This is a genomic window from Pseudoalteromonas sp. Z1A8, from assembly GCF_011378855.1.
In the GTDB taxonomy this organism is placed as follows: domain Bacteria; phylum Pseudomonadota; class Gammaproteobacteria; order Enterobacterales; family Alteromonadaceae; genus Pseudoalteromonas.
In genome coordinates, this window is record NZ_WTLB01000044.1 from 1 (window position 1) to 26,125 (window position 26,125).

25 protein-coding genes and 1 riboswitch are annotated in these 26,125 nt (G+C 40.1%); of the genes, 6 read left to right on the top strand and 19 right to left on the bottom strand.

What is annotated here, in order from left to right:
- Positions 1 to 167 precede the first annotated feature (167 nt).
- The 5 genes from lysS to xerD form a co-directional block, all read right to left on the bottom strand.
- Positions 168 to 1,703 carry a lysine--tRNA ligase gene (lysS, locus tag GQR55_RS15405; RefSeq protein ID WP_165727225.1) on the bottom strand — a complete coding sequence of 512 codons (1,536 nt, stop codon included), beginning with the start codon at positions 1,701 to 1,703 and terminating at the stop codon, positions 168 to 170.
- A gap of 26 nt (positions 1,704 to 1,729) precedes the next feature.
- Positions 1,730 to 2,828, bottom strand: a protein-coding gene (prfB, locus tag GQR55_RS15410) for a peptide chain release factor 2 (RefSeq protein WP_139016071.1) whose coding sequence is annotated in 2 segments (ribosomal slippage) — positions 1,730 to 2,752 and positions 2,754 to 2,828 — 1,098 coding nt in all. Because the reading frame shifts where the segments join, the coding sequence is not laid out codon by codon here.
- Between the two features lie 143 nt (positions 2,829 to 2,971).
- Complete coding sequence (recJ, locus tag GQR55_RS15415; protein WP_166421296.1) at positions 2,972 to 4,693, bottom strand: single-stranded-DNA-specific exonuclease RecJ; 1,722 nt, start codon at positions 4,691 to 4,693, stop codon at positions 2,972 to 2,974.
- A gap of 80 nt (positions 4,694 to 4,773) precedes the next feature.
- A complete protein-coding gene (gene dsbC / locus GQR55_RS15420) occupies positions 4,774 to 5,502 on the bottom strand; it encodes a bifunctional protein-disulfide isomerase/oxidoreductase DsbC (protein WP_024596174.1) in 729 nt (242 codons plus the stop codon).
- Between the two features lie 62 nt (positions 5,503 to 5,564).
- Positions 5,565 to 6,491: a site-specific tyrosine recombinase XerD gene (xerD, locus tag GQR55_RS15425; RefSeq protein ID WP_165740610.1), complete on the bottom strand. Its 927-nt coding sequence runs from the start codon at positions 6,489 to 6,491 to the stop codon at positions 5,565 to 5,567.
- Positions 6,492 to 6,585: 94 nt separating this feature from the next.
- On the opposite strand from xerD, the gene fldB reads away from it, so the two are divergent.
- On the top strand, positions 6,586 to 7,107 hold the full coding sequence (gene fldB, locus GQR55_RS15430) for a flavodoxin FldB (protein WP_165740615.1): 522 nt from the start codon (positions 6,586 to 6,588) through the stop codon (positions 7,105 to 7,107).
- Between the two features lie 397 nt (positions 7,108 to 7,504).
- On the opposite strand, the gene GQR55_RS15435 is transcribed toward fldB, so the two are convergent.
- From GQR55_RS15435 to GQR55_RS15450, 4 genes are all read right to left on the bottom strand, one after another.
- A complete protein-coding gene (locus GQR55_RS15435) occupies positions 7,505 to 7,972 on the bottom strand; it encodes a YHS domain-containing (seleno)protein (protein WP_166421297.1) in 468 nt (155 codons plus the stop codon).
- 139 nt (positions 7,973 to 8,111) lie between these two features.
- Entirely contained in the window at positions 8,112 to 8,558 is a 447-nt protein-coding gene (locus GQR55_RS15440) for a DUF2147 domain-containing protein (protein WP_166421298.1), read from the bottom strand.
- 142 nt (positions 8,559 to 8,700) lie between these two features.
- The gene (locus GQR55_RS15445; RefSeq protein WP_166421299.1) at positions 8,701 to 10,710 is read right to left on the bottom strand and encodes an alpha-amylase family protein; all 2,010 of its coding nucleotides are present in this window, start codon (positions 10,708 to 10,710) and stop codon (positions 8,701 to 8,703) included.
- A 156-nt stretch (positions 10,711 to 10,866) separates the two neighbouring features.
- On the bottom strand, positions 10,867 to 11,565 hold the full coding sequence (locus tag GQR55_RS15450) for a methyltransferase (protein WP_166421300.1): 699 nt from the start codon (positions 11,563 to 11,565) through the stop codon (positions 10,867 to 10,869).
- A 75-nt stretch (positions 11,566 to 11,640) separates the two neighbouring features.
- Between GQR55_RS15450 and srmB the strand changes: the two genes are divergently transcribed.
- Positions 11,641 to 12,867 carry an ATP-dependent RNA helicase SrmB gene (gene srmB, locus GQR55_RS15455; RefSeq protein WP_165727217.1) on the top strand — a complete coding sequence of 409 codons (1,227 nt, stop codon included), beginning with the start codon at positions 11,641 to 11,643 and terminating at the stop codon, positions 12,865 to 12,867.
- A gap of 434 nt (positions 12,868 to 13,301) precedes the next feature.
- Positions 13,302 to 13,622, top strand: coding sequence for a BON domain-containing protein (locus GQR55_RS15460; RefSeq protein WP_166421301.1), 321 nt, complete (start codon positions 13,302 to 13,304; stop codon positions 13,620 to 13,622).
- 697 nt (positions 13,623 to 14,319) lie between these two features.
- On the opposite strand, the gene GQR55_RS15465 is transcribed toward GQR55_RS15460, so the two are convergent.
- The gene (locus tag GQR55_RS15465) at positions 14,320 to 15,276 is read right to left on the bottom strand and encodes a mechanosensitive ion channel family protein (RefSeq protein WP_166421302.1); all 957 of its coding nucleotides are present in this window, start codon (positions 15,274 to 15,276) and stop codon (positions 14,320 to 14,322) included.
- Between the two features lie 121 nt (positions 15,277 to 15,397).
- Positions 15,398 to 16,177: a peroxide stress protein YaaA gene (gene yaaA, locus GQR55_RS15470; RefSeq protein ID WP_039488339.1), complete on the bottom strand. Its 780-nt coding sequence runs from the start codon at positions 16,175 to 16,177 to the stop codon at positions 15,398 to 15,400.
- A gap of 225 nt (positions 16,178 to 16,402) precedes the next feature.
- On the opposite strand from yaaA, the gene tal reads away from it, so the two are divergent.
- Complete coding sequence (gene tal, locus GQR55_RS15475) at positions 16,403 to 17,353, top strand: transaldolase (protein WP_007583747.1); 951 nt, start codon at positions 16,403 to 16,405, stop codon at positions 17,351 to 17,353.
- A 224-nt stretch (positions 17,354 to 17,577) separates the two neighbouring features.
- Positions 17,578 to 17,766, top strand: a complete 189-nt coding sequence (locus GQR55_RS15480; RefSeq protein ID WP_166421303.1) for a DUF3545 family protein — start codon at positions 17,578 to 17,580, stop codon at positions 17,764 to 17,766.
- A gap of 107 nt (positions 17,767 to 17,873) precedes the next feature.
- On the opposite strand, the gene ung is transcribed toward GQR55_RS15480, so the two are convergent.
- From ung to GQR55_RS15520, 8 genes are all read right to left on the bottom strand, one after another.
- Positions 17,874 to 18,536 (bottom strand): uracil-DNA glycosylase, encoded by a 663-nt coding sequence (gene ung / locus GQR55_RS15485; RefSeq protein WP_166421304.1) that lies wholly within the window; start codon positions 18,534 to 18,536, stop codon positions 17,874 to 17,876.
- Positions 18,533 to 19,393 (bottom strand): cobalamin-binding protein, encoded by an 861-nt coding sequence (locus tag GQR55_RS15490; protein ID WP_165741362.1) that lies wholly within the window; start codon positions 19,391 to 19,393, stop codon positions 18,533 to 18,535. Before GQR55_RS15490 ends, ung begins: the two co-directional genes overlap by 4 nt.
- Complete coding sequence (cobO, locus tag GQR55_RS15495) at positions 19,393 to 19,992, bottom strand: cob(I)yrinic acid a,c-diamide adenosyltransferase (protein WP_165741361.1); 600 nt, start codon at positions 19,990 to 19,992, stop codon at positions 19,393 to 19,395. The genes GQR55_RS15490 and cobO overlap by 1 nt, the downstream gene beginning before the upstream one ends.
- Positions 19,985 to 21,469: a cobyric acid synthase gene (locus tag GQR55_RS15500; RefSeq protein WP_165741360.1), complete on the bottom strand. Its 1,485-nt coding sequence runs from the start codon at positions 21,467 to 21,469 to the stop codon at positions 19,985 to 19,987. Before GQR55_RS15500 ends, cobO begins: the two co-directional genes overlap by 8 nt.
- Before the next feature lie 4 nt (positions 21,470 to 21,473).
- On the bottom strand, positions 21,474 to 22,478 hold the full coding sequence (locus GQR55_RS15505) for an iron ABC transporter permease (RefSeq protein WP_166421305.1): 1,005 nt from the start codon (positions 22,476 to 22,478) through the stop codon (positions 21,474 to 21,476).
- A 1-nt stretch (position 22,479) separates the two neighbouring features.
- Positions 22,480 to 23,292, bottom strand: coding sequence for an ABC transporter ATP-binding protein (locus tag GQR55_RS15510; protein ID WP_166421306.1), 813 nt, complete (start codon positions 23,290 to 23,292; stop codon positions 22,480 to 22,482).
- A gap of 162 nt (positions 23,293 to 23,454) precedes the next feature.
- A riboswitch (cobalamin riboswitch) is annotated at positions 23,455 to 23,579 on the bottom strand.
- Between the two features lie 67 nt (positions 23,580 to 23,646).
- Entirely contained in the window at positions 23,647 to 24,579 is a 933-nt protein-coding gene (locus GQR55_RS15515) for a porin (RefSeq protein WP_166421307.1), read from the bottom strand.
- A 166-nt stretch (positions 24,580 to 24,745) separates the two neighbouring features.
- Entirely contained in the window at positions 24,746 to 25,618 is an 873-nt protein-coding gene (locus GQR55_RS15520; protein WP_007583736.1) for a LysR family transcriptional regulator, read from the bottom strand.
- Positions 25,619 to 25,709: 91 nt separating this feature from the next.
- On the opposite strand from GQR55_RS15520, the gene GQR55_RS15525 reads away from it, so the two are divergent.
- Positions 25,710 to 26,084 carry a DUF413 domain-containing protein gene (locus GQR55_RS15525; protein WP_166421308.1) on the top strand — a complete coding sequence of 125 codons (375 nt, stop codon included), beginning with the start codon at positions 25,710 to 25,712 and terminating at the stop codon, positions 26,082 to 26,084.
- The last annotated feature ends 41 nt before the right edge of the window (positions 26,085 to 26,125 follow it).

Below are 26,125 nucleotides of genomic sequence, written 5' to 3' on the forward strand. Positions count from 1 at the left end.
TAAAACCCCTCATGAATTATTTACGGGGCAATCAGAAGTTCTGGTGGCTGCATAATGATTGCACTTAATACTTGAATTCAAGACTAAAATAACAAAAGCCGATTTAAAAAACAAAAAAACGCCGCTATTAAGCGGCGTTTATTAACTTACTTTGTTCTACCAAAAGCTTAGTCAGCTTGCGGGCGCATATGCGGGAACAAAATCACGTCTTTAATTGTTGATGAATCAGTAAACAGCATCACTAAACGGTCAATACCAATACCTTCACCTGCAGTTGGCGGTAAGCCATACTCTAGTGCACGTATGTAGTCTTCATCGTAATGCATTGCTTCATCATCGCCTGCGTCTTTCTCTTCAACTTGACGAGTAAAGCGCTCAGCTTGGTCTTGTGCATCATTAAGCTCAGAGAAACCATTTGCAAGTTCACGACCGCCAACAAAAAATTCAAAACGGTCTGTAACAAATGCATTGTCGTCGTTACGGCGTGCTAGTGGAGAAACTTCCCACGGGTAGCCAGTAATAAACGTAGGTTGAATCAACATGTGCTCTGCTGTCTCTTCAAATATTTCACACAAGAACTTACCTGGGCCCCAAACGCAGTTTTCTGGAATTTTAACGTGCACTTGTTTAGCGTACGCTTTTAATTCGTCAAAGTGGTTTTCTGGGTCATTAAATACCGCAGCATCAAACTCAGGGTTATATTTTAAGATAGCGTCCGCCATGCTTAAACGTGTAAACGGTTGGCCAAAGTCGTACTCTACTGAGTCAATCACTTCGCCGTTTTCGTCTTTAGTTGTATTAACTACAACTGCACTACCAAGTACGTTTTCTGCAACTGTACGTAGCATGTCTTCGGTGATGTTCATCAGGTCGATGTAATCAGCGTATGCTTGGTAAAATTCAATCATTGTGAATTCTGGATTGTGACGCGTAGATAACCCTTCGTTACGGAAGTTACGGTTAATTTCGAATACACGATCAAAACCACCTACCACTAAGCGCTTTAAGTAAAGCTCAGGCGCTATACGTAAGTACATGTCGATATCAAGCGCGTTATGGTGAGTTACAAACGGACGCGCAGATGCACCGCCAGGTATAACCTGTAGCATAGGTGTTTCTACTTCCATAAAGTCACGGTCTGCTAAAAAGCGACGAATGCCTTCAACTACTTGCGAGCGAATACGGAATGTTTCGCGCGTTGCTTCGTTAGTAATTAAATCAACGTAACGTTGGCGGTACTTTGTTTCTTGATCTGATAAGCCATGGAATTTTTCAGGTAACGGACGAAGTGACTTAGTTAATAATTGATACTCAGTCATTTCTACGTATAAATCGCCTTTACCCGATTTATTTAGCGCACCTTTAACACCAATAATATCGCCAGTGTCTAGTTGACCATATTTTTCTTTAAGATCTTTTTGAACATCTTTAGATGCATACGCTTGTACGCGACCTTTCATGTCTTGAATTACAAAAAACGGTCCACGCTTTGCTAAAATACGGCCAGCGATAGACACAACTTCTTGCATCTCTACTAATTCTTCTTTGCTCTTATCACCAAACTGGGCTTGCAAATCAGCCGTGTAATGCTCACGACGGAATTGGTTTGGATGACCGTTGGCTGGGCAATTTTCGCGTATAGCGTCTAACTTGCCGCGACGCTCAGCGATTAACTTGTTTTCGTCTTGGATTTTATCAGTCATTTTTTAGCTCTTTATTAGCTTGGTGGTTATAGGCCAGATTTAAGGCTGGCTTCAATAAATTTATCTAAGTTACCGTCAAGTACCGATTGGGTATTACGGTTTTCAACGCCGGTGCGTAAATCTTTAATGCGTGCGTCATCAAGTACGTATGAACGAATTTGACTACCCCAACCAATATCAGATTTAGCGTCTTCTTGCGTTTGTTTTTCAGCATTTTGCTGTTGTAGCTCAAGCTCAAATAATTTAGCTTTTAACTGCTTCATCGCTTGGGCTTTATTTTTATGCTGCGAACGCTCGTTTTGACACTGCACTACGGTATTTGTTGGTACGTGAGTAATACGAACCGCCGATTCGGTGGTGTTAACGTGCTGACCACCCGCGCCTGATGCACGGTAAACGTCTATACGTAAGTCTGACGGATTCATATCAATTTCAATATTATCGTCAACTTCTGGGTATACAAACGCAGAAGCAAATGAGGTATGACGACGACCACTTGAATCAAATGGGCTTTTACGCACTAAGCGATGCACGCCCGTTTCGGTACGTAACCAACCGTAAGCATATTCGCCAACAAAGCGAACTGTTGCGCCTTTAATACCGGCTACGTCACCGTCGGTCGCTTCAACTAGCTCAACTTTAAAGCCTTTAGCTTCGCCCCAGCGTAAATACATACGTAGTAAAATATTACACCAGTCTTGAGCTTCAGTACCGCCAGAGCCAGATTGTAAATCAAGATAAGCATCGTTTGAGTCGTGAGGACCGCTAAACATACGACGAAACTCTAAACCTTCTAACTGTCCGTTTAAATCAGCAAGTTCAGTTTGTGCTTCAACAAAGGTATCTTCGTCTTCAGCCTCTACTGCTAGCTCAAGTAAGCCTTCAACGTCGTCCGTACCGGCTACAAGGTTGTCGATTGTTTCAACAACCGCTTCCAATGCTGATTTTTCACGGCCAAGCGCTTGTGCGCGTTCAGGCTCATTCCATACGGCTGAATCTTCAAGCTCGGCGTTAACTTCTTCTAAGCGTTCTTGTTTAAGAGCGTAGTCAAAGGTACCCCCGAAGCAATTCAGTACGTTCGCGAATTTCCTTGATTTGATTAATCACAGGATTCACTTCAAACATGTACATCACTCCAAAATGGCTAGGTAATTGCGCCCCTTAAAATGGGATTTTCGCAATAAATTATCGTCAAATGATAAAAACGCCCGATTTTAACAAAAAACCGCGCGCTTTATTAGCATTTTATGCATGATATTACATATTTTTTAGTGCACTTTTTCAAGCTCTCTAACTATTAATTGCAGCGTAAATTTACCTCTAAACTCATTTATATCGAGCTGATACGCTACTTTTACAAACTTAGCCTCGGTGTCGGGCCATTCTTTTACGTCAATACCAAAGGCAATGGCGTCAACTAATCGCCCTGATTGATGCTTTAACACGAGCTTTAAATGTTTTTCGCCAACTATGCGCTGCTGTATTATTTCAAAGGTATGCTCAAACACCGGCTCAGGAAATTGCTGACCCCACGGGCCCGATTGCTTTAATAGCTGGGCAAATTCCATAGTAAAGCAGTCGTTTGGCAGCTCGCCATCGGTAAACACAATGCAGCGTTTACTTTCTTCACTCAGTTGCGCGCTAACAGCAGCGTCAAACGCTTTTTTAAAGTCGTTAAAGTGTTGCTCGTTAATACTTAAACCTGCAGCCATTGCATGACCACCAAATTTATTAATTAAATGCGGATCGGCAGTGTTAAGCCCTTCAAGTAAATCGCGCATGTGTAGCCCTTCAATAGAGCGGCACGAGCCTTTTATTTCACCATTTTCGCCACCAGCGAATATAACGGTTGGGCGATGGTATTTTTCTTTTAAGCGACCTGCCAAAATACCAATAACGCCTTGGTGCCAATCGTCTTGAAACAAACAAATAGCATCAGGGATGTTATCGTCGCTAAATGCGAGTCTATCGAGTACAGCTTGCGCTTCTGCTTGCATGCCTTGTTCTATTTCGCGCCTTGCAAAGTTTAAGCTATCGAGCTCGCCGGCTATACTACGCGCTTGGTTTATGTCGGTGCTGAGCAAGCACGCTATACCCAAACTCATGTCGTCTAATCGCCCTGCTGCATTTAAACGCGGCGCAAGTGAAAAGCCAAAGTCGCTTGCGCTTAAGCGCGCAGCATTGCGGTTAGCCACTTCAATAAGCGCGGTAATACCAGGGCGTGTTTTACCACTGCGAATACGTGCTAAACCTTGGTGTACCAAAGTGCGGTTATTTGCATCAAGCGCCACTACATCAGCAACCGTACCAAGCGCTACAATATCGAGTAAATTAGCTAGATTAGGTGGCGGTTGCTGCTCAAAATAACCCAAATCTCGCATTACGCTTCTCAGTGCTATTAGTAAGTAAAAAGCAACGCCAACGCCTGCAATCGATTTAGACGGGAAATTACATTCGTGCCTATTTGGATTTACTATTGCGTCGGCATTTGGCAGCTGTTCACCTTGTAAGTGGTGATCTGTAACCAGCACTTTTATGCCAACCGCTTTTAAAATATCAATACCGGCAATACACGATATGCCGTTATCTACGGTGATCACTAAATCAGGTTTTATTTGTACTATTTGCTCTGCAAGCGCGGGGCTTAAGCCATAACCTAAGCTAAACCTGTCAGGAATTAAGTAATCTAAATGCTTAAAGCCAAACATCTCAAGGCCTTGCATTAATGTTGCAGTGCTTGTTGCGCCATCGGCATCAAAGTCGCCAACTATTAAAATATGGCTTTGTGCTTTTAATGCTTCAATTAATAAGTCACTGGCTTTGTCGATGTCTTTAAACAGTTTAAAGTCGTGAAGCGTCGCTACGCTGTTATTTAGCTCTTCGGCATTGAATACATTACGGTTAGCATAAATTTGTTTAATTACAGGGTGTAAATTACTCGGGAGATGCGAGTCGTCAACGTTTTCACGCGCAATGATTAGTTTTTTCATGCAGAGTTTTAACTTATTGAGTCGTATTAAAAAGACAAAAAAAGGCCATTAAGGCCTTTTTAATAATGCTACGCGTTTAATTACGACGCTTTGTTCGCTTCTAATGCTGCTTTTAGTGCTGCTGCTGGCTGGTAACCAGGGATCATCGTACCATCTTCTAAAATAATAGCGGGTGTGCCGCTAATACCAAAGCTTTGACCTAATTGGTAATGCTCTGCAACCGGTGCGCTACAGCCTGCAACTACTTTAGTGCTTGTGCCCGATTTAGCTTCTGTTAGTGCTTCTTGCTGATCGCGTGCACACCATACGTTCATTAAATCTGCGTAACCTGAACCTTGTAAGCCACCACGTGGAAACGCTAAGTACTTAACGGTAATACCCGCATCAAGTAAATCGTCTAACTCGCGGTGTAATTTACGACAGTAACCACAGCTAATGTCGGTAAATACAGTAATGCTGTGTTTTTCGTTTGGCGCTTTGTACACAATCATCGATTCTTCGTATTCTTTAAGACCTTCAACACGCACGCCATTTAATGCTTGCTCTGTTAGGTTATTACGATTATTTAAATCAATTAACGTACCTTGCATTAAATATTGACCATCTGGACTTGCGTAAAGCACGCCCTTATTAGTGATCAATTCTTTCAAACCCGCTACGGGGCTTGGATTAATTTGCTTTACAGTTACACCAAGCTCGGCAAATTTAGTAATAATAGGATCATTAGCATCTGGTGTTACAGCAACGCCATTTGCAAATGCACTAATACTTGTGCACAACATGGCACCTGCTAACATTAATTTTTTCATAACTTCTCTCTATCCTAAAAGACTTAATATATTGACCGGCTTAATGATATTTAATTTCAAACTTACGCACGAGGATGATGCTGCGCATGTACCGACTTTAACCGTTCATTGGCAACATGGGTATAAATTTGCGTCGTTGATAAATCGCTATGGCCCAACATCATTTGTACCACACGTAAATCTGCCCCATGATTTAATAAGTGCGTAGCAAAAGCATGACGCATAGTATGGGGCGATAATGGAGACTCAACTGCTGCCAAAATAGCATAGTGTTTAATTCTATGCCAAAAGGTTTGTCGCGTCATGCCGACTCCGCGTTTAGAGGGGAACACAAAATCGGTGGCGTGTTTTATCATTTGTGCACGCCCGACCTTTAAAAATTGCTCAAGCCAATACATGGCTTCTTCACCCAATGGCACTAAACGCTCTTTATTACCTTTACCTTTTACAAACACCACCGCTTGGCGCAAATTAATTTGCTCCATGCGCAGGCCAACAAGCTCACTTACACGCAAACCCGTTGCATAAAGTAGCTCTAGCATGGCTTTATCGCGCAGTCCCATTGCTTCTTCGGTATTAGGCGCATTTAATAATGCCTCAACTTCGGCCTCTGAGAGTGTTTTAGGTAACGATTGCCCTGCTTTTGGTTGAGAAATATTTAGCATGGGAGTATCACTAATTAGTTTTTCACGCACAAAGTACTGATAAAAACGCTTAAGCGCACTAATGCTGCGCGCAGTACTGCGTGGTTTTAAACCTAAATCAACTCGGTGAGCTAAGTAACCCTCTACATCAAGCCCGGTTACCGTCATTAAATTTTGCCCTTTTAAAAATAGGCAAAACTTATCTAAATCACTGCGATAAGCACTTAATGTGTTTTCGCTTACACCTTGTTCTAAGTACAGGCTATCTAAAAAGGTTTCTAGGTAGTCGCTATTACTGCTCATACTGCTGTTATTTTCAAAAGAATCGTCAGATAGCGTTGTCACATTATGCTCTCATGCTTTGCTAAGGTATCAATTAAAAATACCTTACGGTAAACTTGAGCCTATCATATCAGGCAATTACACAGTGATAAATACGATGCAAATTGGTTTATTTTTTGGTTCTACTACGTGCTACACCGAAATGGCAGCAGAAAAGATTCGCGACATTATTGGTGCCGATATAGTTACCCTGCACAATATTAAAGACGAGCCACTAAAAAATGCAGAGCAGTATGACTTTATCATCTTTGGTATTTCAACATGGGATTTTGGTGAAATACAAGAAGACTGGGAGTCAAAGTGGGACGACATAGCCGACGTAAACCTAAATGGTAAAACCATTGCTTTATTTGGCATGGGCGATCAACAAGGTTACGGGCAGTGGTTTCAAGATGCGCTAGGCATGCTACACGACGAAATAAATACGCAAACATTTACTCAACTTGGTTTTTGGCCAAACGACAGTAGTTACGAGTTTGAAGCTTCAAAAGCATTAACGCCTGATGGTAAACAGTTTGTAGGACTCGCACTCGACGAAGACAGTCAATACGAGCTAAGCGACGACCGCATTGCAACATGGGTTGAACAGGTAATGACTGAATACGGCGAAATGCTTTAATTCACTTATCAATACTGACAAATAAAAAGTAAAAAGCCCGCAACTAGTTTAGTTGCGGGCTTTTTAATTAGGGCGTGTTGATCTTTGGTGGGTGAATTTGCAGCAGTATGTTTGGTTTTTAGGAAAGGCAGAGCCTATGTAGTGTGGTTATTCCCCATAAATAGGCGATAACGCAGCATAAATGCCAAACATGCACTGCCCTCTGGGTTCTTTCTAGGGGCGATCAACTCTTTGTTGCCTACATGGATGTAGGTAAGGGGCGTGAGCAGGACGCGGAAGCTTTGCTCGGTTTTTACTTAGCCCACTAGGTTACAAACCTCGCGCCGCGATTTAATCGCCCCTAGATTGAACAAATTTCAATCCACAAAGATCAACACGCCCTAGCAATATGAGTAATTTATTGAAACGTCATCACATTAGTTGTTTGTCGGTAGTACCCATCGGCCATAACAATGTACGGCAGTAAATTACTTAGCCATTTTTGCTGTACGCTTTGGCTGTAATTTAAGTAAAGCTTACCTTCGTGAATATAAAATGCTTCTGGGTCTATACCTACAGCATTGCCCTCATCGGCCATCGCATAAGCACACCATCCACCGTATTGCGGTGCATAACGCTTTGGGTTTTCTGCAAATGTCGTTTTGTTTTCTTCACTCGAAAAATGCCAGTCGGCACCTAAATAACTAAACGTGTATTTATCGCTGCCTTTAACTGCTTTATTTTGGGTAAAGTAAGCAACGCTGTCGTACCCTTTAATAGCCGTGTTATTAAACCACCCCGTATTTACAGCATCATCCTTTGCATTTGCCCCGCCGCTTATTAACAGTGTGCTTAGCATTATTAAAGCAACTACGTACTTAATCATCTTCTTTCCTTTATTATTTACTCAAAATTTAATGCCAATTAAATATGGCTGGCTTAATGAGTAAGAAAGGCAAAGCGCAAAAATGATTTCAGTTAACGGTTAATTATTTAACGCCCAGTAATTAAATAAGCAGTAAAACTTACTCTACTCTAACCCAATATTGATTGCGGTAAAAAAAGCCAATGTAGCCGCGTACTTCGAGCTTTTTACCTTCCTCTTGCGGGGTTAGTTGTAAGGTATAAGTTTTGCCATTTGTTGGGTCGAGTATTTCACCGTCTCCCCAGATGCCATCATCCTGTGCTTTTACGTCTTTAATAATAGTCATGCCAAGAATAGGTTGGTCTTTTAACTCATCATCGCATTTACTGCATATATCATTTTGTTTTGCAGGATCAATGATTTTGTCAACGGTACCGCTTAATACACCGTTGGTTTGGGTAATACGTACATACGACTTAGCTTGGTTTGTATCCTCATCAATGGTTTTCCAAAGCCCAACTGGCGTAATGGCAGCAAACGCGCCTTGACTTGCAAAAATGGCGGCTGCTAACGTGCTAAGTAATGCTGTTTTATTTAATTTTTTCATTGTGTTGCCTTTAAATTAAGGGGCTAATGGCTAAATCATATCAGGTGATTTATAAACACACTATTAAAGCGCTGTACATTAAATAAAAACCTAAACTAATAATCATTAGTTTAGGTTGTCATATGAGCTTTTTTGCTTACTTTTAAAAACTACGAATTACTACACCTGAATTATTAAACTCAAATTTATTAATTTTTCCGCATTGCGCCATATGATTAGTACTTGTATAAAGTGCATTGTCTTGTGCAATGGCAGTCTCCCATCCTTGGCCATTTTTAATGAATGCTTTTAGTTCAAACCATCCATTAACCGCTTTACTGCAATCCATATCTACATCAAGCATCCAATAGTGTTCGCCCCATATATTTAAAGGTGTCACACCAAAACCATCTGTGTTTACCGTTTTTTCAGCGCCCCAACCTGCTGGCCAAACGTTCGTTGTCCAGTCGGTAGCAGAACCTTCTGCTTCGCTACTTTGCCCATTTTCTATACCATACCAATCAAGGTAGTTATCATTTGCTTTCCAAGGGCTTGTTGTGACATTTTTTAAATTGTTATGACGAATAGGCATTGCACACTCAAAATTACTTGTTTGGCAATTTCGACCAAGGTTTGCGTTTGCATAAGCGTGGTCAATTCCACCACGGATAAACATATCTTGTCCGCTTTGTGTTTTTGCATTAATAAAAATAACCGTTCGCTGCCAGTCACTTTCAGTGCTTGAGGCAGAACTGGTATTTAACTTGGCATTTTTATGAATTGCCATCGCATCCCAAGCGCCAATATTGAGATTAATAGTACCGTCGGAATTAACCGTTATAACCTCACCACTACAACTTTTAGCATCAGTCGACAACTCGCCTTTTAGTACATTACAGTATTGCCCAGGCGCCATGTCTGTTTGCACAGTTGCAGTAAGTATCGAGTCTTCTTTGTTAATAGCCATATGACCCGAGCTACCTCGGCCAAATGAAATTTGATTATTCGTGTTATCCCACCAATTTGTTACTGCCCAATTGTCGGCGGTGTTATTTCTAAAATCGACCCCGCCTGCAATATATGACCAGCGATGCTCACACTTCCAATTACTAGCAAAACACTCTAAGTTACCATTATTATGAACAGGTACATTTGGCCCACCAGCATCTGTATCACCATGTAAATCATAACTCGACATTACTTTTGGATAACCGTACGGATAAGCCAACATAAACACATTGGCCAAGTCATATAAGCGGCCATCTTCAAAGGTAATTACATTACCAGCGCCGCCATGACCACGTTGGTTATCGTGATTATCTACAAAAACCACCGCAGAAGAGCTAGGCATAAAGCCCCACCCTTCGCCAAAATTACTTAGCCATGCAAGCGAGCCGTTTCTAAAAGTATTACCAAGCTCAGTGCTATATTTAAATTCAGTTACTAAACCAGTGCTTAAATATTCAGAGGCACCAACAGCCTCTCCACCTTGATCGATCACTTCTTGAAAAACCACTGGCGAGCCATTTACTTTGGCCATTAAACTTTGGATATCGCTTGCGGCAACATGTTTAGAAGCATCAAATCGAAAGCCTTTTACGCCAATAGCTTGTAAGTCGTTAATATATGCTGCAATGGTATTTTGAACATAGTTTGAAGCGGTATCTAAATCGGCAAGACCAACGAGTTCACAGTTTTGTACTCTGTAGCGATCGTTGCCATAATCAGAGTTGTTAATGGTACAACTTTCATGAAAATCTTGTGGGCTATAAATAGGAAAGCTTTTATTACCAAAGCTATTTCCCGCTGTACCTGTGCCACTTCCTGCTGCCATATGGTTAATAAGCGTATCAACGTAAATATCAACCCCAGATGCACTACAGCGATTTACCATATCGATAAACTGTGCACGGTTACCACCACGACTTTGCAGTTCATAACTTACTGGCTGATAACGTGTCCACCATTGGCTTCCTGTAATGTGCTCATTAGGTGGCGAGACCTGTACTGCAGCGTAGCCTTTTGGTCCTAGGTATTGCTCACATTCTTGCGCTACATCTTGCCAATTCCATTCAAACAAATGTACAAATGTGGTGGGCGTAGCAGTCGCAATGCTAGGTAAGAGCAACCCTAGGCTTAAACCTGCGGTGGTGATTATTTTATTGAGTTTCATAGTGTGTGATCCAATTGTTGAGCGAGCAAAACAACTACTCGATGTTATTTACAATTGGTTAACACTAGATTGGGAATTGATTAAATAAAAACTGAATACGTATGCATAATAGGTAAATTATCCTTTATTACTAGATAACCTAAATAACTAGGCAGTTTACATTTTCAAATAAAATGCTTTGCACAGGGTTATATAATCAGCTGTGTAGGTATTATCTAAGTTTCTAATACACAGGATTGATGATTCTATATCGCTTTTTACGTAGCTAAATGTCATTAAACTGCGGCTAATATCTTTATTGGGCGTGGCTTTCACTTGGCAATGAGCATTTAAATAAAGCCTATTTTGAGTAGCAAGCTCAATAAATAGCGCGCCTTCAACGCTTGGGAGTATTAAGCTAAAGCGAGAACCTCTATGGCTTAAACGTTTAAACGCATTTATTAATTCTTCAAAACTTAAGCCGTCTGTATGGCGTGCGGTATTACGTGCAACATTATCGCCTTTTAAACTGTGATTAAAATACGGCGGATTAGAGATAACCACATCAAACTTAACGTCACTACTAAAGCTTTGAATAGTTTGATGCTTAATATTTATAGTTGGCCACGGGCTATTAGCTACATTTTGTAATGCTTGGGTATAGGCGCTTTCGTCAATTTCTACCGCAGTTATATTAAGCTCATTACTGCGCTGCTTACACATTAGTGCTAATAAGCCGGTGCCAGTGCCTATATCAAGTAACGACTTTGCACTGCTTAAATTAGCCCATGCGCCAAGCAAAATGCCATCGGTAGAAACTTTCATTGCACAGTGGTCGTGTTCAACTTTAAATTGTTTAAATACAAAACCAGACATTTTTTCACCTTTTCATTCACCAAGCGCAGCATAGCGCGTATAATCAGGGTAATTGTCCCTTATTTTAGACACTCTATGCAATTTTCTGAATTTGATCTTGATAACAAGCTACTCGATGCCATTAATAAAATGGGCTACGAGACGCCAACCAGCATTCAACAACAAGCTATTCCTGAAGCACTACAGGGGCGCGATATTTTAGCATCTGCGCCTACTGGTACAGGTAAAACAGCGGCATTTTTAATTCCGGCTATTCAGTACTTACTGGATTTCCCACGTCGTGATCCTGGTTTTGCACGCGTACTCGTTATGACCCCGACTCGTGAGTTGGCTTATCAAATTCATGAACAATGTGAACTGCTAGCTAAACGCACACACCTAAAAATTGGTGTAGTAACAGGCGGTATTAACTACGGCACGCATAAAGAAATTTTTGAAAAAAATAACGATATTTTAATCGCTACACCAGGTCGATTAATGGAATATCTTGAAACCGAAAACTTTCATGCTGAACACGTAGAAATGCTTATTATTGATGAAGCAGATCGCATGTTAGACATGGGTTTCAAAAAAGAAATGAGCCGTATTTGTGACGAAGCTAAAAATCGTCGCCAATGTTTTTTATTCTCAGCAACACTTGAAGGTGACAGCGTAGAAAGGTTTGCTGAAAAAACATTAAACGACCCTGCACTGCTTGAAGCTGAATCGTCACGTAAAGAAAAAGCTAAAATTCACCAATGGGTACATTTAGCCGACGACTACCATCACAAACTTGAGTTGTTAGTTAATACGCTAAAAAATCCTGAAGTAACTAAAGCGATTGTGTTTGTTAAAACTCGCGAACGCTTAGAAACATTGATTGGTGAACTTACCACTAATGATGTAAAAGCAGCGTGGTTACGCGGCGAAATGCCACAAGACAAACGTATGAAAGCCATGGAAAACTTCCACAGTGGCAAAACAAGCATATTAGTTGCTACCGACGTAGCTGCACGTGGTATTGATGTGTCTGACATCAGCCATGTTATTAACTTTGATATGCCGCGCACTGCCGACGTATACGTACACCGTATTGGCCGTACTGGCCGTGCTGGTAAAAAAGGGATAGCAATATCGCTAGTTGAAGCACACGACATTGGTATTTTATATAAAGTAGAGCGCTACGTTGAGCAAAAATTAAAACGCCGTGTAATTAGAGGTGTTGAGCCACAGCATAAAGAAGCTAAGCCACCTGCTAAAAAGCGTAAAGATCCAGTAAAAATGAAAGCCAAGAAAAAGGCTAAGGTTAAAAAGAAAAAGTAACCTAAAACATTTTTATACTAAGCCGACTTTTGTCGGCTTTTTAATGCAAGCCTTGCAGGCTCTGCTGTTTGTACCATTATACCAATCCGCAATAATACTTAATCAATTTTAAGGATTAAATCTGACGCTAACTGCGTTAAAAAATTCTAATATAGAACAACTAAATAACGAAATTTTTGCCTTGTTATCGACACGATTTTCTTACCTCAAAATAAATCACTTAATTAAGCGAATTGGTATTACATATGTAACCCAAGCATGTAACTCATACTCATTTAAATGTAATTATTGCCCACCTGAATTCTCACTTAATAAAATATCCTTATATTTCAGTGTATTAATTATGGCATCGAAATTGTAATAACAAAGGTAACTAGCCCGATAAAATTTCCATATTGTGGCTGCACTATTCACCGTAATGTAAGGATTAAGTTATGAACCGCTTCAAGTTAACTATCGCTTTAGTATCATTTTGTTGTTTATTTTTATTAGCTTGCGCTACAAAAGTAAGTGCAGCAACTAACATGGCCGTAGTAAGCAGTGTAGCCACTCAACCTAACCTACAACAAGCTATCACCAACACCCTACGAACTAATCCTAACCTAGTGTTGAGTGATATTCGTGTGCAGGTAAAAAATGGTGAAGTAGATTTATACGGTGAAGCACAAACTGGTTTTCAGCGCGCACTAGCTCAAAAATTTCTAGAAAATATAGATGGCGTTAAAATCATTCGTAACAAAATTAGCGTTATTTAATACGCACCAAAAAACCTATTCGTATAACTAATTCATAAGCGCGGCTTGTTACTCCAACACAAGCTGCGCTTTTTTATATTCTGTTTAAGGCGAGTTCAGCTGCTGTATACAAAGATAAAATTGCACCTATGTAATACAATTATTCCTCCCACCAAAACGATAAATTCCATTAATACCAAACATACTAGTGGCTTGGCTAATAGAACAAGTTACGTCAGTATTAGTTACCATCCTCGTTTGCAGTACAACTATTTAAACAATTGAGCCAATAGATCGTTAGGTTATTGTTAAATCTATAAATAAAAGCCTGATCTTCCACCGCAAAAATGCCACCCTAATTTTTACACTATTACTTATATTCAGTTTTTGTAATGCTGGAGAAGAGTGATTTAGATTTGATACTAGCGGGACCAAAAGTGGATAATTTAGTTATTGAAATAGATGGGGGCGTTATTCCAAAGTGTGCTGCAAAGGAAGTAAAGAAGTCGGTGGAGAAACGCTACTTTTACTTGTTAAACACTCTGATGGTCAAAAAGACCTAATAGGCATTGATATTCAATAAATATAAAACTAGATATTTAAACTTTTGACTAATAATCCGTTTATAAAAAACCAACAGCGTAATTTTACTCTGTAAAAACGCGCTGTTGGTAAGTAACTATTTCCCAATGCTTTTGCCTAATGAGTTTTAACTGAATTACTCACTTTGGTTTGAATCAGCACCCTCACTACTGCCTTTATTTGATGGTTGCTGTCTTATTTTATCGCTGATCATGGCATCGAGTTTTTCGCCGCCTTTAATACCAAAATCTAAAGTGCGAATTGGGAATGGAATGCTAATGTCCGCCTCGTCTAGTGCCTGCTTAACGGCAACAACACCTTTGTGGCGTACCGTCATGAAATCCGGCTCACCTGGGTATTTAATCCAAAACCACACCAGTAAGTTAATGCTGCTGTCGCCAAAACCTTCGGCGTATACAGCGGTTTCGTCTTTACGTATTACGAAGTCAAATTCATTTATTTTTTCGACGATGACGTCCTTTGCTTTTTCTATGTCGTCGCCGTACGAAATACCTACGGGTACTTCTATGCGCCTAACACCTAGCGTGGTGTAATTTTTTAGTACATTTCTAAATAAGACTTTGTTTGGTACAAGTATTAGTTGCCCGTAAAAGCTCTCTATTAGCGTGTTACGTAGGTTTATAGAATGTATTGAACCAAACACATCATCGGTTTCTATTACATCCCCTGTTTTAAATGGCTTACGTACGCCCATTGCTATACCAGCTATCAAGTTTTCGGTCATATCTTGAAACGCAAAACCAATTGCTAAGCCCACAATACCCGCACCAGCAAGTAGTGAGGTAACGGTGCCTTTTAAGCCAACAAAATCGAGCGCTATAAATAAACCGATACACAAAACAATAACTTTAAATATTGAAGCCATTAAATCGGCAATTTGTTTTGAATCGAGGGATCTGCGTAATACGTTTTTCATCAGCCTGCCAGCAAAGCGTGCCAATATTGAAAACACAATTGCGATCAGTATCGCAACTATAAAATTAGGGATATGACTTATTACAACATCAAACCACCCTCCGAGCTTTTCTTCTATTAGTTTTTCGGCTTCGTTAATTGACGGAATGCTGATCATTTTATTTGCACCTATTTAATTAGTGTTCTCATTAATATTAGATGAGATTGCAAATATAACGCCAACATCAAAAAAGCCATGCAATGCATGGCTTTTAAGTTTTTTATTTAAGCTTATAAACCTAATTTTGTTCGTCGCGCATAAATACCGGCTCAAGCTCTTTAACTGTTGCCTCTGGGCTAAAGTAATAACCTGCTACCGTAAACTCTTTAAGTTGGCTTAACTGCGTTACTTTATTTTCGATAATGTAGCGCGCCATCATGCCGCGTGCTTTTTTAGCGTAAAAGCTAATTACTTTGTATTGACCGTTTTTACAGTCTTTAAAGTGTGGGGTAATAATTTGTGCATTTAATGCTTTCTTATCTACCGCTTTAAAGTATTCGTTTGAAGCAAGGTTAACTAAGTATTGCGCGTCTTGTGCTTTTAATACTTCGTTTAATTTATTCGCTATTACGCTGCCCCAAAACTCGTATAAGTTTTTGCCACGCGAGTTTTCAAGCTTGGTGCCCATTTCTAGGCGGTAAGCTTGCATTAAATCAAGTGGTTTTAATAAGCCATATAAACCCGAAAGGATACGTAAGTGGTTTTGTGCATAATCAAGCTCGCTAGCTTTAAGCGTGCTTGCATCTAAACCGCCGTATACATCGCCATTAAAGGCAAGCACTGCTTGTTTAGCATTACTTTGTGTAAACGGCTGCGCCCACTCGCTAAAGCGTGCTGCGTTAAGCCCAGATAGCTTGTCGCTAATTTTCATTAAACTGCCAATTTGCGCTGGTGTTAGTTCACGGCATACTTTCATGAGCTCTTCGCTGTGCTCTAGTAATTCAGGCTGAGTGAACTTGTCTGTTGCGGGTGGCGTTTCGTAATCAAGATTTTTTGCAGGTGAAATAACAGTGATCATAGTTAGCTATTGACTTGTAATTTATTTAGTGTCAATTTCAACATTAAATGAAACGAAAAGCACGTTTTGTTTAAATAAATCCTCTCTTAATAACCCATGCATTGCCGTTTTTTTATTGATCAGGACATAAGACCTATCAAGCATTGTCACACTGTTGCAGTATGGATTAGATATATTAAGAGTGATTAGATTTTTCTTTTAACTTGCTTGGAATGAGGAAAGCAAATGACTTCAGCTCTACAAAGGCTAAAACAACATTCATCTATCGTAGCCGACACTGGTGATATTGAAGCTATTAAAAAGCATCAACCAGAAGATGCAACTACAAACCCATCGCTTTTATTAAAAGCGAGCGAGATTGAAGCTTATAAGCCTTATCTAAATAAAGCTTGGAGCTATGCAAAAGAAACCGAGCAAGAGCCTGCTAAACAACTTGAACTAGCATGTGATTACTTTGCCGTATTACTAGGTAAAGAAATTAGCGCTATTGTACCTGGTTATATTTCTACTGAAGTAGATGCACGCCTTTCGTTTAATACGCAAGCTACAATTGATAAAGCACATACTCTACTTAGCCTTTACGAAAAAGAAGGCGTAAGCAAAGACAAAATTTTAATTAAAGTTGCGTCTACATGGGAAGGTATTAAAGCCGCTGAGCAGCTAGAAAAAGAAGGCACTAAATGTAACCTTACTTTATTATTTAGCGATGCCCAAGCCCGCGCGTGTGCCGATGCAAATGTATTTTTAATTTCGCCATTTGTTGGTCGTATTTTAGATTGGCACGTTGCTAACGGCATGGAAAAACCAACCGATCCGCTACAAGATCCAGGTGTTCAGTCTGTACGCAGCATTTTTGAATTTTACAAACGTCATGACTACAAAACAGTTGTGATGGGTGCAAGTTTCCGTAATACAGGCGAAATTATTGCACTTACTGGTTGTGACAAGCTAACTATTAGCCCTAATCTTTTAGAAGATTTAGGTAACTTAGAAGGCGCACAAGAATACTTGCTAGAAAGCGATGTTCCACAAGAGCCAAAACCAGAGCCTTTAACAGAAGCACAGTTCCGTTGGTTACATAACCAAGATGCTATGGCTACTGAAAAACTAGCTGAAGGTATTCGCTCTTTTGCTGATGCACAAGAACAACTGGAAGCACGTTTTAAAGCAATGTAATTTGCTTTAAACGTACTTTAAAAAGCGTCGCTATTGCGGCGTTTTTTTATGCATAAAATACGCTATTCCTTAATATAAATATTGATATCACTTCATACAATCTTCGTATAAACCTTCATCAACTCATCACATTCCAGTAACATTACTGTCACTTTTTTATTCTATTTTAGCTAGGCCTGTGGTATAGGTATTCTTGAGGTCAATAAAATCAATAGGAGAAGTACATGGATAGCCTAAACGATATATTAGAGATATTAGAAGGACCAGATACAACAAGGAAAACCTCTCAGAAAAATAAAAAAAGAAAGTGGCGGGAAATAGAAGCAATAAAAGACAAACACCGCTTACGTAAAGAATTACAGGAATATGATTTTTTTACAGACAGTATTGCGATTGATGAGCTAAATTTTTAATTCAATACGTCCCAACTAAACAAAAAGGCTTTCATTATATGAAAGCCTTTTTTAATGCGCTGAAATTAGCTGTATGAGATAAATTTATTATTCAGAGCCCAGGTTGTTTACACCTGCCAGTTAATCGGCTTTTCACCTTGGGCTTGTAACAACTCATTCGTTTTTGAAAAATGCTGACAACCAAAAAAGCCTCTATGCGCCGAAAGCGGCGATGGGTGCGGCCCTTTTAAAACATGATGGCGAGCGCTATCTATGCCTTTACCTTTTTTTTGTGCATGTGCACCCCATAAAATAAATACCACACCTTCGCAGTGTTTATTAATATGCGCTATTACATTATCGGTAAATTGCTCCCACCCTAAATGCTTATGAGAATGCGCTTGCCCTTGCTCAACGGTCAATACTGTATTGAGTAAAAACACGCCTTGATCTGCCCAGTTTTGCAGGTACCCATGTTCAGGAACAGCAAAACCGCTGATATCGGTAGCTAACTCTTTGTACATATTTTTAAGCGACGGTGGCAGTTTTTTAACTTCAGGCAATACCGAAAAACATAAACCATGCGCTTGCCCTTCACCGTGGTAAGGGTCTTGCCCTAAAATTACAACGCGAATGTTATTAAGTGCTGTAGCATCAAAAGCGCTAAACACTTGAGGTTCAGGCGGATAAACAGCAACGCCTTCATTGCGGCGATTAGCCACATACTCTAACGTTTGTTGCATATAAGGTTGCTGTAATTCACTTTCTAAAAATGTAGCCCAATCGCTCATTGTGTACTCTTAATCTGTTTACGTGATGCGTCTATTTTATCACACATATCCGCCAGTCCATCTAGCATACGCGGGGTAAACCGATGTAATAAATCGGCATTTACGCTAATAAATTGATCATTTTTAACTGCTGGCACTTCTGGCCACTTTTGCCAATTAACAACCGGCTGTGGTGTTTTTGATTTTTCATCAGGGATAATAATAACTTGTGGCTTAGTAACAATGACATTTTCGATACTAATTTGCGGATAATCTGTAACGCTATCGGCAAATACATTACTTACATGGCATGTTTCAATCAGTTGGCTTATCCACGTATTTTTACTTACTGTCATCATAGGCTCAGCCCATAACTGATAAAATCCGGTAATATTTTTTTTATCTTGCTGGCTTTTAACAATCGCGTTTAGTTTTTGTGTAAATGCATTTGCCGCTTGCTGGCTTTGCTCAATATTCCCTGTAAATTCACCAAAAGTAAGTAACTCGTCGGCTACACCAGCGATTGTGGTCGGGTTACTTAAATATACTTTTATGCCCAGGCGCTCTATTTGGGCTAAATCTTCGCTTTGATTTCCGCTTTTCCACGCAATTACTAAGTCGGGTTTAAGCGCCAATACTTTTTCAAGCGAGATGCCGTAATAACCCCCTATGCGCTCAATACTTTGGGCCTCGGCAGGATAGTCGGCATAATCAACCGTGCCCACAATATTATCGCCCGCCCCTATGGCAAATAGGTTTTCAACTATATGTGGTGCAAGCGCGATTATTCGCAGTTTTTTAGAATCATTAGTCTGCTCTGCAAGTGCACTGCCCGATAAACTAAAAAGCAGCAGCCCAATAAAAAACGCTTTAAACATTAGTAATCAAACCCTTCAAGCGCTTTTATGCCTGAATCGAATGCATGTTTTACATTACGCACTTCGCTTACTGTGTCGGCAAGTTCGGTTAAAGTGCGGTGCGCTGCACGCCCTGTAATAATAACCGACTGCATTGGCGGGCGGTTATTAAGCGCTGTTACTACTTCATCTAAATCAACGTAACCGTAAGTCACCATGTAAGTAAGTTCATCGAGTAATACTAAATCAATACTGCTATCAGCAAGCATGCGTTTTGACTCTTGCCATGTTGCTTGGGCGGCTGCGGTATCAGCTTCTTTATTTTGCGTATCCCAGGTAAAACCGGTGTTCATTACAACAAACTCAACACCTGCACCTTGTAATAAATTACGCTCGCCACATTCCCAAGTACCTTTGATATACTGGCAAACGGCTGCTTTTTTACCATGACCTACGCAGCGTGCTACAACGCCAAAACCCGAGGTTGATTTACCTTTACCATTGCCGGTAATTACCTGAAAAATACCTTTAACATCTTGTGCGGCAGCAACACGTGCATCCACTTGCTCTTTTACTTTTTGTTGGCGTTGTTGGTGCTTATCGTTATTTTGTTCAGTCATTATTGTGCCCTTCATAAATCGAGATAATTTGCTGTATATTTAAATGCGTTTCGCACATGGTTGCTAAGCGCTCTAACTGCTGCTCGCGGTGATCGGTAATACTAATAGGATTAATGGTAGCGCTTGGTTTTACCCACTTTAAAATTTGCGATGTAGCATCGGCTTCATCAAATAAACCATGTAAATAGGTGCCTGCAATAGCATTATCATCACTAATAAAGCCATCAGTTTTAAAGCCATTTGGGTGGTTTTCGTCAAAGGTTAAAAACGGCTTATTAAGCGCTGCACCTTGGCTAATACCTGCATGTATTTCGTAACCACTACAGGGTGTTGATTGGTTATTTAAAAGTAGTGTAGCGGTTATTTTGGTTAATACTTTTTGTGTTGTCAGCGTGGTTTCAAAATCGCACAGAGCAAGCCCATTTACTTGCTTTAATGACGATTCAATACCATCGGGATCGTTGAGCGTATTGCCCAGCATTTGCATGCCGCCACAAATTCCAAGTACTTTGCCACCATAGCGTAAGTGGCGCTTAATTTGTAAATCCCAGCCTTCATTTTTCAAAAAGGTTAAATCCCCCAGCACGTTTTTACTGCCTGGTAGAATGATCAGATCAACTTCTGGGATCGTTTGCGTGTGGCGCACATAATTTATATTAATGTTTGGGTGCAAACGCAGTGCATCAAAATCGGTATGATTACTAATGTGTGGCACGAGCAGCACTGCAATATTAATTGTGGCATTGGTTACGTTATTATCAATTGCAACGGCGTCCTCAGCGTCAAGCGCTAGGTCGTGCAAATAAGGTAATACACCAAGTACGGGTTTGTTTGTGTATTCTTCAAGCCAATCTAGCCCGCCTTGCAGCAAACCTATATCGCCTCTAAAGCGGTTTATAACAAAGCCTTTTACGCGCGCTTGTTCTGACTCGCTTAACAACGCAAGCGTACCTACCAAATGTGCAAACACACCACCTTTATCAATATCGGCAATTATAATAACAGGGCAATCTACCTCTTCGGCGTAACCCATATTGGCAATATCGTTTTCACGCAGGTTTATTTCAGCAGGGCTCCCCGCTCCTTCAACAAGGAGTAATTCAAAGCGTTTAGCTAAGCGGTTATGTGAGGTAATTACTGCATCCATCGCGACTTTTTTATAGTCGTGATATTTGCCAGCTTCCATATTACTAATGGCTTTTCCGTGAATAATCACTTGTGCGCCCGTGTCGCTATTAGGCTTAAGTAATATAGGGTTAAAATCTATTTCGGGCTCTACTTTAGCTGCTATTGCTTGCAAAGCTTGCGCACGACCAATTTCGCCGCCATCTTTTGTTACTGCGCTATTAAGTGCCATATTTTGTGGTTTAAAAGGCGCAACCTTTACCCCTCGCTTAGCAAATACCCTGCAAAGGGCTGCAACTAAAGTGCTTTTACCTGCGTCGGAAGTAGTGCCTTGCACCATTAAGGTTTTCATGGAATTACACCCTTCGCTTTCTAAAAAACAATAAACTTAAAAAGAACACACTACCAATAGCAGCAGTAATAACGCCTACGGGCAATTCTTGGTTTTTTAGCAAGGAGCGCGAAAGTACATCAACCCACACCATAAATGTACCGCCCACTAAGCTGGTTACCAGTAAGCCAGCGATGGTGCCTTGGGATATAAAAAAGCGCACAATGTGCGGTACCATTAATCCTACAAACCCAATACCACCACACATAGCCACCAGCACAGCGGTAATTAATGAGCTCAAAACCAGCATAAGTATTCTAAAGCGCTGGACCCTAACACCTAATGTAATTGCGCTTTCATCGCCAAGTAACATAGCATTGAGTTGCCTTCTAAAGCTCAGCATTACAAACGTACACAATGTGATTACCAATAAAGGTAACCAAAGCGTAGCCCACTGCGCACGAGCAAAGCTGCCCAGTGTCCAAAATAAAATAGCGGCTACCGCCTGAGGGTCGCTCCAATAAAGCAACAAACTGGTAAATGCACTAAATAAAAATGACAGAGCAACACCAGCTAATAACATTGATTCTACCTGTGCACTTTGCTGCCTACCTGCAATAAGTATTAATAAACTCATAGCGAGTAAGCTGCCCAGCAGTGCTGCTGCCGATAACATAAAGCCTGCGCTAATGCCTGCTAATGCCATAAGTAACACCACGCCAAATGAGGCACCCGACGATATACCAAATAAGTAAGGATCGGCTAAAGGGTTACGCGTTACTGTTTGTAAAATAAGCCCCGCAATGGCTAAGCCAGAGCCTGCTAAAAAGGCAAGTAATGTGCGAGGCATTCTTAGCTCGTAAATAATTCGCGTATTAAAAGACGCATCATTTGAGAGTAAAAAACTATTTAATACGTCTTGAAGTGAGGTTTCTGCGGCGCCAAAACTAAGTGCTGCAAATAAGCTAAATAAAGCAGCTGCAATACTTATACATAGTGCAAGTGAGTGACGAGTATTAACTGCGCTCATATTATTCATAACCATAAAAGTAAGTAATGTGAGGAATACTATTTCCCGATTTAGATGTCTGCGGGTGGCTATTTACTTGGGCGCAGACACCAAAAACGTCGCCTAGCATGTTTTCGGTTAATACCTCAGTTGGCGTGCCTGAATGCGTAATTTCGCCGTTTTTAATAACCACTAACTCATCGCACATTGCAGCGGCTAGGTTTAAGTCATGAAACGATGCGAACACCGTTACACCGAGCGATTTAGCCAGCTCCATAACTTGTATTTGGTATTTCACATCTAAATGGCTGGTTGGTTCGTCCATAATTAATAGTTGAGGTTGCTGCACAATAGCACGAGCAATAAGCGCTCTTTGTTTTTCACCGCCTGAGAGCGATTCGAAACTTTGATCAATATGATCCACTAACCCTACGGTGTTGATAGCTTGGATGATTTTTTGTTTATCAATATTGGTTATTGAGCTAAATAGCGATTTATGAGGCGTTAGCCCAAGTGCAATAACATCAAATACGCTTAAGTTAAATTGCGAAGGTGTTTCTTGAAGTACCACAGCGACTTGCTTTGCATAATCTTCACTTTTAAGTTGCCAAATATCATGGTTATTAAAAGTAATCTGCCCTGATATTGGCCGGTTAAAACGATATAAGCAACGCAGCAAACTCGACTTACCCGCCCCATTTGGGCCAATTAAACCCACAAATTTACCTGGCGATATTTGCAAATTAATATTATTTAAAATGCTTTTATTGGCAATCCCCCACGAAACATTTTTAACGTTAAGTAAAGGCGTGTTTAGCGCTGATTTATTGTGCAACAGTGAGTCCTTGGTAGGCGTGTACTCACTAACAACACAGCTAACAATAACTAGTGCATTAATAAAAATGAGTAAACCCGCTCGTTAAAAAATTATACCAATCTATTTAGATATAGAACCTATTAAGCGATAAATTTAATTCGTTAAATTGTTCAAATATTTATGCTGATTGGTATTGCTCATTTGTATCTGACTTAAAGCTTTATGCTAATTACAGTTACGGGAATAGTTGAGGATTTGCACCTCATTCCAAATGAGGGTCTATTATGGGCGGGTAAATAATTTAAAGCAAAAAAAACCGCGCTCAAAGGAGCGCGGTTAAAAAGGGAGTGTTTTAACTAATTAGACTAGTCGTTAAAACTTGTATTCCATACCTAAGCCTACGTAATCTTGGTCAACGTTGTTGTCCATGTCGAAGCTTGAGTAAAAACCAAATACCTTAATGTTTTTATTTAATTTGTGATCAATACCAACTGAAATTGCTGACTTATCATCACTGTCGTCAAAATCCATATCTTGGTATTGCACTTTAAATGTGTTGTTACCCATGCTGTATGCTGCATTTAATAAGTAACCGTCAGCTTCTGCGCTGCCGTCTACCTTTTCTTGTGTTTGGTACATTGCACCTAACTTAAAGTTTTCAACGTTACCTTGGATTGAAGCACGTATTACATCGTAGCCATTTACTTCGCTATCGGCTGCAATAGAGGCGTATACCGCGCTCTTTTTAAGTGCAACGTCGCCGTAAGTAACCGCCATTGAATAACCGTTGTCTGCATCTACATCGTCTTCAGCTACAAAAGTAGCAAGTACTTTAAAGCCTTCGTATGAGTTTGATGAGTAGCTAACAGTGTTTCCTAAACGGCTTTCACCTTTAAATACATTTTTAATATCGCCTTCAAGGTCGTTAAATAAATCTAACTTACCTTGAGATTGCTTAAGCGCAGTATCGTTACGACCAATTACAACTTGGCCAAATGCACCTTTTAAACCAACATATTGATTACGCGCAGAGATATTGTCGTCGTTATCGCCTTTTGAATCAGCATCAGACACGTCAACTTGAAATTCGAACTTATAAACGGCTTCTAAACTCTCATTTATTTTTTCAGAACCTTTAACACCAAGACGAGATGCATTACTTTTAATCTCAGTAAAAGACCCTTCGCCATCGTCAGACGATTGCACTGTTACATTCGCTTTACCGTAAATATCTACGTCGGCAAGTGCATTAAAAGATAAGCCACTTAATAGTGCTAAGCATAAGCTCGATTTTACAAATTTCATGTTATTTCCTTGGATAATCACAAAAGACTAATTTTTAAAACAGCTGCATTTTGTCATTGATAAATGACAGTAATATTACAACCGAAACATTTTTGTCTTTTTAAATTAATAAAAATGCATTAAATGTGAAATCTAAATAACATGAAAATTTAATAAACGGCCGTACTTACTTATCTTGCTTTAATGACAAGCTTGGCGTCATTTGCGAAAGTAAATTAACTAAGGTTTCTATTAGCTCTTTTTGCTCGTTGTCTCTGTGATACGCAATAAATACGTCTCGCGAGGTATTTTCTACCCCTTTAACATGAAACAGCTCACCTTTTTCTAAATGCCCTTCTACCAAAACTTGCGGTATAAATGCACTACCGCCACATTGCAGTATTAAATCAAGCGCAATACGTCCTGTGCTGGTTCTAAAGTAAGGAGGCGTTTTACCGGTAAATTGGCGCGCATGCCAAAGTGAAAAAGTGGTTCCCCAATCAACATACACATATTGATTATCAAAAAAGTTTTCGTTGGTAGCCGTGTCGTATCCGCTTACTGGAATAATGGGTAACTCACAAATACGCTCTACTACGAGTTCATCTACTTTTGGTGGATCAAATAATATAGCCAAATCGAGAGTGCGCTCTAATAAAAGCCGTGTGCTTTCTTGCTGTGCTTTAACTTCTGCAACCAACGACACGCCCGGCATTGCCGATACAATATTTGTTATACCAAACTGTAAAAAAGCATCCCAAATATTAGGCGTTCCTGCTAAGCTAATTTGCTTATGCATATTATCGGCAAGTGCAACATCTACTTTGGCGCGCTGCATACCTGTAATAATCATTTGAGCGTGAGGTAATAAACGCTCCCCCGGTGCGGTAAGTTGAATATTATTGCGCTGGCGAATAAACAAATTAACCCCAAGCCCTTGCTCTAATTGGCGAATTCTAAAGCTCACTGCAGACTGCGTAATATAAAGGTTTTCGGCCGCTTTACCAAAGTGACGCGTACGCACTACTTCAACAAATGTTTTTAATAAATCGATATCCAATTTTTTATCCTCACGATAAAAATAATTTGTTTAATAAATTGCCAAACTTGCATCATACTCCAGCTAATTAATAGGGTATGAGGATAAAGCTATGAGCAATAACATTTCATTACTACGCCAAGCATTTGTTAGCCAACGTCAATTTTATGATGATCAGAATTTTCCACGTGGTTTTGGCCGCAGCGGAAACTTCACCTTATTAGAAGCCAGTATATTAGAACAACACGGTGTTGTTTTAAGAGGCTTATATAGCAAAACAATTGAGCCGCAAAACGAACATCAAGAACAGTTTGTAGCAGTAGTCACTGGCTCACAAGAACCGACTAACCCAATTGAACGTGCTTGGGTAAAATATTTAAAGCTAACGACCTGCAAAAGTAAGTTTCATACCTTGTTTGGCCGCTCAAAAATGTCAGGACCAGCACCAATTAGCCAAGAGTATTATTCAGAGGCTGATAACCTGTAAGTACTTAAGTTATTTGCTTTTTTGCGTTTTAACAGTTACAA

Coding starts and splice junctions, on each gene's coding strand:
- lysS (WP_165727225.1), bottom strand. CDS start 1,703: ATGACTGATAAAATCCAAGACGAAAACAAGTTAATCGCTGAGCGTCGC.
- recJ (WP_166421296.1), bottom strand. CDS start 4,693: ATGAAAAAACTAATCATTGCGCGTGAAAACGTTGACGACTCGCATCTC.
- dsbC (WP_024596174.1), bottom strand. CDS start 5,502: ATGAAAAAATTAATGTTAGCAGGTGCCATGTTGTGCACAAGTATTAGT.
- fldB (WP_165740615.1), top strand. CDS start 6,586: ATGCAAATTGGTTTATTTTTTGGTTCTACTACGTGCTACACCGAAATG.
- GQR55_RS15435 (WP_166421297.1), bottom strand. CDS start 7,972: ATGATTAAGTACGTAGTTGCTTTAATAATGCTAAGCACACTGTTAATA.
- GQR55_RS15440 (WP_166421298.1), bottom strand. CDS start 8,558: ATGAAAAAATTAAATAAAACAGCATTACTTAGCACGTTAGCAGCCGCC.
- GQR55_RS15445 (WP_166421299.1), bottom strand. CDS start 10,710: ATGAAACTCAATAAAATAATCACCACCGCAGGTTTAAGCCTAGGGTTG.
- GQR55_RS15450 (WP_166421300.1), bottom strand. CDS start 11,565: ATGTCTGGTTTTGTATTTAAACAATTTAAAGTTGAACACGACCACTGT.
- srmB (WP_165727217.1), top strand. CDS start 11,641: ATGCAATTTTCTGAATTTGATCTTGATAACAAGCTACTCGATGCCATT.
- GQR55_RS15460 (WP_166421301.1), top strand. CDS start 13,302: ATGAACCGCTTCAAGTTAACTATCGCTTTAGTATCATTTTGTTGTTTA.
- GQR55_RS15465 (WP_166421302.1), bottom strand. CDS start 15,276: ATGATCAGCATTCCGTCAATTAACGAAGCCGAAAAACTAATAGAAGAA.
- yaaA (WP_039488339.1), bottom strand. CDS start 16,177: ATGATCACTGTTATTTCACCTGCAAAAAATCTTGATTACGAAACGCCA.
- tal (WP_007583747.1), top strand. CDS start 16,403: ATGACTTCAGCTCTACAAAGGCTAAAACAACATTCATCTATCGTAGCC.
- GQR55_RS15480 (WP_166421303.1), top strand. CDS start 17,578: ATGGATAGCCTAAACGATATATTAGAGATATTAGAAGGACCAGATACA.
- ung (WP_166421304.1), bottom strand. CDS start 18,536: ATGAGCGATTGGGCTACATTTTTAGAAAGTGAATTACAGCAACCTTAT.
- GQR55_RS15490 (WP_165741362.1), bottom strand. CDS start 19,393: ATGTTTAAAGCGTTTTTTATTGGGCTGCTGCTTTTTAGTTTATCGGGC.
- cobO (WP_165741361.1), bottom strand. CDS start 19,992: ATGACTGAACAAAATAACGATAAGCACCAACAACGCCAACAAAAAGTA.
- GQR55_RS15500 (WP_165741360.1), bottom strand. CDS start 21,469: ATGAAAACCTTAATGGTGCAAGGCACTACTTCCGACGCAGGTAAAAGC.
- GQR55_RS15505 (WP_166421305.1), bottom strand. CDS start 22,478: ATGAGCGCAGTTAATACTCGTCACTCACTTGCACTATGTATAAGTATT.
- GQR55_RS15515 (WP_166421307.1), bottom strand. CDS start 24,579: ATGAAATTTGTAAAATCGAGCTTATGCTTAGCACTATTAAGTGGCTTA.
- GQR55_RS15525 (WP_166421308.1), top strand. CDS start 25,710: ATGAGCAATAACATTTCATTACTACGCCAAGCATTTGTTAGCCAACGT.